At 66.0% G+C, this 8708-nt stretch carries 8 protein-coding genes and 3 pseudogenes; 3 read left to right on the forward strand and 8 right to left on the reverse strand.

Annotated features, from left to right (window positions below):
* Positions 1–84: 84 nt before the first annotated feature.
* The 7 genes and pseudogenes from ABD981_RS12500 to ABD981_RS12535 all read right to left on the reverse strand — a co-directional run bounded on the left by ABD981_RS12500 (position 85) and on the right by ABD981_RS12535 (position 5779).
* Positions 85–827, reverse strand: a pseudogene (locus ABD981_RS12500) (hypothetical protein).
* A 472-nt stretch (positions 828–1299) separates the two neighbouring features.
* Entirely contained in the window at positions 1300–1662 is a 363-nt protein-coding gene (locus tag ABD981_RS12505; protein ID WP_046908781.1) for a hypothetical protein, read from the reverse strand.
* A 131-nt stretch (positions 1663–1793) separates the two neighbouring features.
* The gene (locus tag ABD981_RS12510) at positions 1794–2009 is read right to left on the reverse strand and encodes a hypothetical protein (RefSeq protein ID WP_046908782.1); all 216 of its coding nucleotides are present in this window, start codon (positions 2007–2009) and stop codon (positions 1794–1796) included.
* 254 nt (positions 2010–2263) lie between these two features.
* Positions 2264–3382 (reverse strand): annotated as a pseudogene (locus tag ABD981_RS38905) (IS630 family transposase).
* A 120-nt stretch (positions 3383–3502) separates the two neighbouring features.
* Positions 3503–4402: a hypothetical protein gene (locus tag ABD981_RS12525; RefSeq protein WP_046908784.1), complete on the reverse strand. Its 900-nt coding sequence runs from the start codon at positions 4400–4402 to the stop codon at positions 3503–3505.
* Complete coding sequence (locus tag ABD981_RS12530; RefSeq protein ID WP_046908785.1) at positions 4389–5066, reverse strand: ATP-binding cassette domain-containing protein; 678 nt, start codon at positions 5064–5066, stop codon at positions 4389–4391. The genes ABD981_RS12525 and ABD981_RS12530 overlap by 14 nt, the downstream gene beginning before the upstream one ends.
* Before the next feature lie 140 nt (positions 5067–5206).
* Positions 5207–5779 carry a hypothetical protein gene (locus ABD981_RS12535; RefSeq protein WP_131723885.1) on the reverse strand — a complete coding sequence of 191 codons (573 nt, stop codon included), beginning with the start codon at positions 5777–5779 and terminating at the stop codon, positions 5207–5209.
* Between the two features lie 545 nt (positions 5780–6324).
* On the opposite strand from ABD981_RS12535, the gene ABD981_RS38910 reads away from it, so the two are divergent.
* The 3 genes and pseudogenes from ABD981_RS38910 to ABD981_RS12545 all read left to right on the forward strand — a co-directional run bounded on the left by ABD981_RS38910 (position 6325) and on the right by ABD981_RS12545 (position 8147).
* Entirely contained in the window at positions 6325–6534 is a 210-nt protein-coding gene (locus ABD981_RS38910) for a DUF5959 family protein (RefSeq protein WP_382747609.1), read from the forward strand.
* 27 nt (positions 6535–6561) lie between these two features.
* A pseudogene (locus ABD981_RS12540) lies at positions 6562–7391 on the forward strand (IS5 family transposase).
* A gap of 135 nt (positions 7392–7526) precedes the next feature.
* On the forward strand, positions 7527–8147 hold the full coding sequence (locus tag ABD981_RS12545) for a ParB/RepB/Spo0J family partition protein (protein ID WP_240495290.1): 621 nt from the start codon (positions 7527–7529) through the stop codon (positions 8145–8147).
* 294 nt (positions 8148–8441) lie between these two features.
* Here ABD981_RS12545 and ABD981_RS12550 read toward each other — a convergent pair.
* A partial coding sequence (locus tag ABD981_RS12550) for a hypothetical protein (RefSeq protein ID WP_345529124.1) occupies positions 8442–8708 on the reverse strand: 267 nt, incomplete at its 5' end.

Consider the following 8708-nt stretch of genomic DNA (forward strand, 5'->3'; position numbering starts at 1 on the left):
GACGAGCCGGTACGGGAGGTGGCACCCCGCCGACGAGATCCGCTGCACCACCCTCCGCCACGCCCGCGCCTGGCCGGACACGCTCTAGCCTCGGTGGGCACCCTGGATGATCCGGCCGACGATGGCCGCGGCCTGCTCTGGGTGGCCCTCCAACCATGTGCCGAGATCTTCCCGTACGGCCTCAGCGATGCTGGTGCGCACTCCAGCGCCGCCCAGTACGCCGCGCGTGGAGCCCGAGAACTCGGGCCGGTCCAGCTTCACCGACACGACCGCCGTCAGACCGTCGCCGATCTGGTCGACGCTGAGATCGGTGGCTGTTTCCGCCAGGAGCCGCCGTTCCCGCACGTGCGCGTTGACCGCGGCTGCCACCCGTCGCGGAATCCCGCCATGTGCGTGCCACCGTGGGGTGTGGGCTCGCTGTTGGCGTAGCCCTGGAGCCGCTCCTCGTGGGAGCCACGCCACCGCAGGGCCACCTCGACCGTCCCGGCGATCCGCGAGTCTTCCCGCTCGAAGCCGATGACGTCTGGGTGAACGGACGCTCCCGCCTGCGCGTCGAGGAAGGCGACGAAGTCCCGAGCCCCGCCCGGGAACCGGCACCGTACCGATCGGGACCCGTTCGGGGGCGTTCGTCGGTCAGCGATATGTCCAGGCCCCGGTTGAGGAAGGCCAGTTCCCTGAAGCGCTCTGCCAGCACCGCGAACGAGCACTCCGCCGTCTCGAAGATGTCGGTGTCGGGCCAGAAGGCGATGGTGGTCCCGCCTCTGGTAGTCGGTCCTGCGATGGTGGGTGGGGTGAGCGCGACGCCGCGCGCGTACTCCTGGACCCACGTGACCCCCTCGCGTCGTACCTCGGCTGTCAGTCGGCTCGACAGGGCGTTGGTGACGCGGGGCCCGACGCCGAAGAGGCTCGAGGCCACAGCGTGGCGGCCGCCTGGCTCCGTCCCGGGGTGCATGTGGGTCAGTAGAGCTTCGAGGCTGGGACCGCCTGTGTCCCTTTCGGCCTCAACGGGGACACCCGGCCCGTCGTCGGCGACACGTACGCCACCGTAGGGCGTGAGGGTGACGTCGACGGCGCTGGCACGGCCGGCCAGGACGTCATTTACCGCCCGGCCGACGACATCGAACACCATCTGGTGCAGGCCTCGCTGGCTGATCGAGCCAACGTACATCCCGGGCCGCTTCCGAACGGCTTCCAACCCCTCTAGTACCTGGATGTGGCTACTGAACTTGAACTCGTGATGTCGGTCGACTCGTGGTGGCGGCGTCAGGGTCCGAGACGTCGGCTGTTACCGGCTCGGGTTCAGGACGACGGCTGTAGCCAGCTCCGCGCCGCAGAGAGGTTCACCTCGACGTCATCGCTCCACGAACAGACCTCCAGCCATGAGAGGTAGCCGCCTTGCGCGAAGACCAAGACCTCACCAGGGCACTCGCCGGTTTCGGTGAACAGCTTTACGTCGGCAGCCACGACGGTGCCGGGGCCCGTTGGCGCGGGCTCCAACGCGTCGGCGTCAAGGTCGAAGTAGGCAGTGCCGCACCCACACTTGCAGCGGGATTGCACCCTGAGTTGGGGCACCTGCCGTCGGAGGGCGACGTGAATCGGCTCGTCCGGGTTCAGGACGAGGCCAAGCACGTCAGCTACATCCTCGGGCAGACTCTCAGGCATGCCGCCACCGTAGCTGACCAGCAGCTTCGGGCTTCGACCAATTTCGAGTCCGTCGACCCGACGCTCACAGGGCCAGGTCGGTGTCGCCGGCCAGCTGTCAGGCGAACGGCACCGACATCACTCAATCGAGTTCAGTAGCGGGCGAGGGTCCAGTTCGTGAGGCGGTCCACGATGTCGAGAACCGACCTGCGTGCCCCGGCGGAGATGAACGCGAAGACGACGAACGAGGGGATGAGCGCCACGATCACGACCAACGCGGGCAGCAGACGGACCACGACGGTGCAGAAGTCCAGCAGGGCGCGGAGGGTCCGGGTCTGAGACAGGAGGTCGATCAAACGGTCCAGCAAGGTGCACTCCTCGGATACGCGAGCGGGGTCACCTGGTGTCCGACTGAGGGCATACGTCTCCCTCGGACGGTGCCTTGTCAGGGCAACCAAGCTAATGAAGAACCCCGCTGGCCCGCGTTTCACGAGTCAGCGGCAGGTACGAAACCTGCTGCGCATCCCTGTCTCCCTGCATATCGACCTACGAAGCCGGACAACAGTCCGGCGGGCAGCTGAATTTACTGACCGCCACACTGTCATTCAAGGACGAATTTTAGTCACTGTCTAGAAATGCTCGAAGCTACTGCCTGAGCTTGTATGCGTGATGCCGGCCAGTCGTCCGTGATCAGGCCGGTGCTGGTCAGGCAGCCGTCGACCAGGTCCGGACGGTACTGGATCTGCTTGAGCCTGCGCTTGACGGCGCGAGTGATCTGTCCGAGGTCGGTTGCGGCGAGGTTGCCGATGTCGCGTTTGACCAGTGACCGGATGCCCTCTTGCGAGTTCAAGTCCGGTGCATAACTCGGACGTTGGAAGACGGTGAGCCAGTCCGCGTGGTCGGCGATGAATCGGCGCATCGCCTCGACCAGGTGCATGCGCAGGTTGTCCCAGACCAGCACGATCGGGCCGCCGAGCTGGATGTGCGCTCTGACCAGCAGGTCGCACGTGTCGCGCCAGCCGATGCCCTTCGGCTCGCCCTTGCGGCCCCGGTACTCGCGGACCGAGTAGAACGTCCGGGACCGCTTCCCCGGCTTGTAGCAGGTCAACCCGGCTATGGACACCCGGCCCGAGCCCCGGCCACGGACCCGGACCACTGGCGTTGAGCCCTTGCGTCCCCAACTTCTTGCTCGCGGCGGCGTCATCGACTGCCCGGCTTCGTCCTCGAAGACGATCCAGCCGTCACATGCCGCCGCGGTGCTCTTACCCGCGGCCAGGTCTCCTTCTTCCAGACCTCGACCGCCGCGTCGTCACGCTCGATCGCCCGCCGAGCCGGCTGCTGCCAGGACCAGCCGTGCCGCTTCAGCAGCAGCTACGTTGCCCTCCACGGTGTTGCTCACGTGGAACAGCCGGCCGATCAGCGTCTTGATCCGGGCTAGTGTCCACCGCTGGTCGGCCCAGCCGTGGACCAGCGGCCCACGCTCCAGTTCCCGTTCCAGCCTAGCGATCTGTGCTTCGCCGAGCCTCGGCCGCCCCGGCGATCCCTTCGACAGGACCCCCGCTTCACCGCGCTCGCGCCACTGACGGCGCCACCGTTCCACAGACCGCTCGCTGACCCGCAGCGTCGCAGCGATCTCCCTGTTCTTCTGCCCGCCTTGGAAGCGTGTCACGGCCTGCGGCCGGCCCCGCTCCCTCGCGGCCCTCCCGACGTCGGTCAACCCGCCGCCCTGCGCGTATCTCACAGTTCAGGGCTACCGGAACGGACCGACCACCATCAGGCGAACGGTCCCACATCACCCAATCAAGTTCAGTACCAAGCTTCACTTGGCTGTCGAGCAGGGGCCAACTCTGCTGATGTGGTCTCAGGTGTAGCGGGAGCGGCGTGTGGTGCTGATGTAGGCGATGGCAAGAAGAGCCAGGACTTCCGTCATGAGTGCCAGGGCGGCCGGGACTTGCGGCACAGGGGTGGGGATGGTGGGGGTAAAACCTCCCGTGAAGGCCATGTGTGGGTAGGCCAGAGTCATCAGCAGGTTGCGAGGGTCGAAGCGTCCCGCAACCGGTAGCACGAAGAAGAGGGCGCTGAAGAGCGGTATCACGTACAGCGGGCGGCGAAGGGCCAGCCCGGCGCCCATTCCCAGAAGCGCGAAGAAGACTCCGGTACTCAGCAACGCCAGCATGGGCGCGATCAGATCTGTGACGGGCAGGTCTGAGGGTACGGAGACGAGGGGGTCGTCAAGGCGTCCGGATGTCGCCCAGCTCAGACCCGTGCTGATCAGCACGGCGAGAGTCATGGCCGCTACTGTCAGCGCTGCGACCATGGTGACGAGCGTGGCGATCTGGGAGACGAAGAGGGTTTGGTGGCCGGCACGAACAGCGCGAAACTTTAGGGTCTTGAAGTAGGTGTCGCGGGTCGCAGCGACAGCTCCGTAGGTGAAGAACATGACGGGGGCGATGACGAAGCACAAAACCTGGAGCAAGCTGACCGTGCTCTGCACAATGTGCAGGTTGGCCATGGCAGTTCCCGCCTGATGCCAGGTGTCCTGCAAAGGAGCGTCGGTAGGGTCGTCAAGGCCTATAGCCTGGGTGAAGGCGTAGCCGCCCTCCTCGTGGAGGAAGGCCCACTCTTCGTGGAGGCTTGTGAGTGCGCCGCGGGCTGTGCCGTAGGCGCCCACGGCGAAGGCCGCGCTGGCCAGTGCGCAGCAGGCCAAGGCGTAGAGTGAGTATCCGGAAGCCCATTGGTACCGCAGGTCAGTCCGGATCACGCTGGCAGTGAGTGAGGTAGGCCTCTTCGAGACGGTCGCCGTCTTGGGATCGGAAGTCAAGCCGCGTGATCCTTTTCTGTGCCAGGGCGAACACGTCGTCCGCCACACGCTCGTAGAAGTCGAATTGGTGGCCCGCAGCGATCACGACACTGTTCTGTTTGAGCTTTGTGATCACGCTCTGAAGCCATATCAGGCTGTCGTAGTCGAGCCCGTTAGCCAGCTCGTCCACAATCACGTACGGCGGGCGGGCCAGAGCCAGGGCGGTGATATAGACCTTCTTGCGTTGCCCGTAGGACAGCGCTTTGGCAGGCTTGTCCAACAACGCCGGGGAAACCTGTGTGCCGGTGACTGCGCGGGCCTGGTCGGCAGTCACCTTGCGGCCCACGAGCAGGCGCAGATTCTCCCAGCCCGACAGGTGCGGATAAAGGGCGCAGTCGTCGAACACGGGAAACAGTCCGGGGCGTATCCCCTGTAGGGGGCTGTTGTCGAAGGTGACACTGCCGCAGAAGGATTCCAGGGCGGACAGGCACTTGAAGAAGGTGGTCTTTCCTGCCCCGTTCCTCCCGAGCAAGTAGCTCACCCTGCCACGCTGGAAGACGGCGGACACCTCGTCCAGGACCAGGTGCCTTCCATAGCTTTTGACGATCTTTTCGGCGCGTATCACCGAGTGTTAATCCTGTTCTAGACCAGAGGGACGGGACGAGCCACAGCACACCGAAAGCTGTTCGGACGGACCAAGGGGGATCGGCGATCAGCCGAGGGGGGAAGCCTCGGCTGATCGCCGCATGCTGCGGGGGCTTGCTGTCAGCCCGTCCACCGCCAAGCGCCGGACCTGTTGCCCGTGAAGTAGTGCATGTAGTCCTTCGAATAGACCTTCACGCTCCCCCACGGGGTCGGGACTCCGGCACCGATCGTGTTCTTGGCCCGCCAGTTGTGTGTTGCGTTCGTCGCGTTGTAGCGAGTGATTCCCTTGTTCTCGGCAATGTTCGGGAAGATGTGCCCGTTGGCCTGCCAACCCTGGGATGCGGTCACCTTGCTTCCGTTATATCCGAAGTAGACCGTGTCACGGGTCCACATCAACGCGCTGCCCCTCTTGAACTCGGCCTTGACGTAACGAGTTGCTGCCCGAGCACCCATCCGAGTGTCATCCAGCGGCTGGGGGAGTTTGGCCTCTTCCACTGACACCGCACCGCCGGATGCATGCGGCTTGGCAGTGAGCGCCTCTACCTGCTCAGGACTCAGCTCGGATACAGGGACAGTGCTTCCGTCCGTGCTCACCGCCAGAGGCTCGTCAGCAGCCATGGCTAGCGTTGCCGGAGCCGCTACACCAAGAATGATTCCGCCTGAAATAGCCGCCGTAATCAGTCGCTTACGCATGGAGATCTCCAAATCGAATTGAATTCTATGAATAAAAGACATGACGCCTCGTCAGATTGCTGAGCAGATCCTGAGAAATTTGACATACTGCACGCGGATTCCGCGGATCCGGCCAACCGATTCCCCTCTGACGTCCGGGCGTCGCCCGTAGCCCGGCACCCAGGAAGCCTCAGGACTTCGTCTGCCTTCCGAGCCGGGAGAGCCTGACCGCCTGTGGTGCTCCGCGGCGGCCGGACCAGAGACCCCCACGCTGCACCACGCGTCGCTGGGGCAGGCCATTTTTGAGAACCCCGGGTGGCCGTCACGAAAGCCGCGAGGCCGGTGTCGAGTTGACAAGGCCGACGCGTACCCATCTGGTCCGGGGTGATGGACCGAAAGGCCAGCCGGTGCGCCGGGGGTGGTGGCGCGGGAAGGTGCGAGGCGTTCCGTGCCCCTACTCTTTCCCGGCCGGCCATCTCCTTCTAGGAGCCGTACGGCTATGACGTCATCAACTGGCCTTATGAGCAGACAGCAAACAGCAGGCAGCAGGCGCGTGAGCCGAGGCTCTGCACTGTTTAGGGGTCGGCGAGGCCATTGCCTGGCTGCATGTCCAGCGCAGGCCGTCTCTCTGCATCCACCTGAACGACGAGCGTGAGTACCCCGAGGTGATGGTTAAACACGATCTCGTCTCAATGACGACCGTATGGGTGCCCATCGCCCTGCCCGACGACTGGACTGCAACCCATCGAGGCCTGCTAGGCAGTATCTTCAAATGATCTTGCCTGGTGGATCATGGTGTTGTGATACGTCGCCATGAACTGTCGGATGCTGAGTGGGAGTTCGTCCGGCCGTTGCTGCCCGAGTCGTTGAGGGGGCGGAAGCGGCTGGACGACCGCCGGGTGCTGAACGGGATCGTGTGGAAGTTCCGGACCGGGACGGCCTGGCGGGATGTGCCTGAGCGTTACGGTCCGTGGGCCACGCTGCATACGCGTTTTCGCAGGTGGGCGGCGGACGGCACGTTCGACCGGATGCTGCGGGCCGCCCAGGCGAAGGCGGACGCGGCAGGCGACGTGGAGTGGCTGGTGTCGGTCGACTCGACCGTCGTCCGCGCTCATCGGCATGCGGCCGGGGCCCGAAAAGGGGGCTCCGCAACCCGGCCCTCGGCCGGTCCAGAGGCGGTCTGACCAGCAAGATCCACCTGGCCTGTGACGGCCGGGGCCGCCCGCTCGCCTTTCTGGTCACGGGCGGCAACACCAACGACTGCGCCCGGTTCACCGCCGTGATGGACCAGATACGGGTGCCCCGGACTGGCCCGGGACGACCCCGGACCCGGCCCGATCACGTCCTGGGCGACAAGGGCTACAGCTCGAAAGCGATCCGCGCCTGGCTGCGGCGCCGCGGCATCCCGCACACGATTCCCGAGCGTGCCGACCAGGTCCGCAACCGGGTCCGGCGAGGCAGCCGCGGAGGCCGCCCGCCGGCCTTCGACCGCGAGGCATACAAGCACCGCAACGTCGTGGAACGCTGCTTCAACCGCTTGAAACAGTGGCGCGGCATCGCCACCCGCTACGACAAGACCGCCCAGTCCTACGAAGCAGCCGTCACCCTCGCATCACTCCTGATGTGGGCGTGACATTTGACGACAGAACCTAGCGCGGCTCTGCGCGGTCATCTGCTCCCCGCGCACGCGGGGATGGCCCCGTCCTTCCAGAGGGCATCCGCCATCCAGGTAGGACCCGCCCTCAGCGACCGCGGACGTGCCAAGGCCGTGGCGGAAGGGCGTATCCCCTCGTACGCCATCATCAAGATCCCCCTCGCGCAGGTCTCCTCCACGCCCCTCAACCCGCGCCGGAACTTCGGGAGCCCGGAAGAGCAGGCGCGCTTCGGCGAGGAACTCCGCCAGGCACAGCTCGCAGCCTGCGTTGTCGTGACCCGGGCCGCGTACCTGTCCCTGTGGCCCGACCACGCAGCGCAGATCGGCGACGCTGAGTACGTTCTCGTCAACGGTGAGCGCCGCTTCCGCAGCGCCATGCACGTCGAGCTGCCCACCCTCGACTTCGTCATCCGGGACGAGTTCGCGGACAGCCGGGAGGAGTTCCTCAACCGGCTGCTCAAGGAGAACCTGGACCGCGCCGACTTCGACCCCGTCGAGCGCGCCACCGGCGTCCAGCAGCTGGTCGACGTATGCGCCGAGAAGAGCGGCGGGCACGGAGCCCAGGCCCGCGCGGCCGAGCAGCTCGGGAAGTCGCGAGCGTGGATTACCAACCAGCTCGGCCTGCTCGCCCTGCCGGCGGAGGTCCGTGCATCCGTCAGCACCGGAGAGACCTCGGCCAGGGACGCGGTCGGGATGGCCCGGCGCCTCAAAGCCCCCCACCGCGCCTTCTGCTGAAGAGCTCTTCCAGCTCCTCGCAGCCCACAAGGCGGAGGAGGCCAGAGCCAAGGCGCAGAAGAGGGCGATGCTGGAGTCAGCCGCCGCGACGGGGTTGTTGACCGCGGTCAACAACCCCGTCGCGGCGGGGCGAGGAGTCGACCCCCCAGTCCGAGGCTCGGCCCGATCCCCTGCCTGGCGGGGCGGAAGTGTTGACCGCGGTTAACAACTCCGTGCCGCCAGGACGTACCGCCGCGCAGACCGAACAACCCACGGATCCGGACAAGTACCTCGGTCCCGCACCCGATCCCCGAGTCAGCCATGCGCCTGCGCCAGCACCTCGGCGCCACCCCGCAGGAGCAGGCCGACAACATCGTCCAGGCCCTCTCTGCCGAGGAGCTTGAAGCGCTGATTGAGGAGCTTCACAGCAGGATCTGACCCCTCACGGGACAGGAAGCCGGGTCGACAAAGGACCCGGCTTCCTGCGTTCCAACTCAAGGTTTTGCCGGGCAGGGTCCCAGCCAAGCGGATGCCGGAGACGCCGTGGACGCGCTCGGCGAGACAACGGCCCGACCTGTCGGG

Source organism: Streptomyces showdoensis (assembly GCF_039535475.1).
Classification (GTDB): Bacteria; Actinomycetota; Actinomycetes; order Streptomycetales; family Streptomycetaceae; genus Streptomyces; species Streptomyces showdoensis.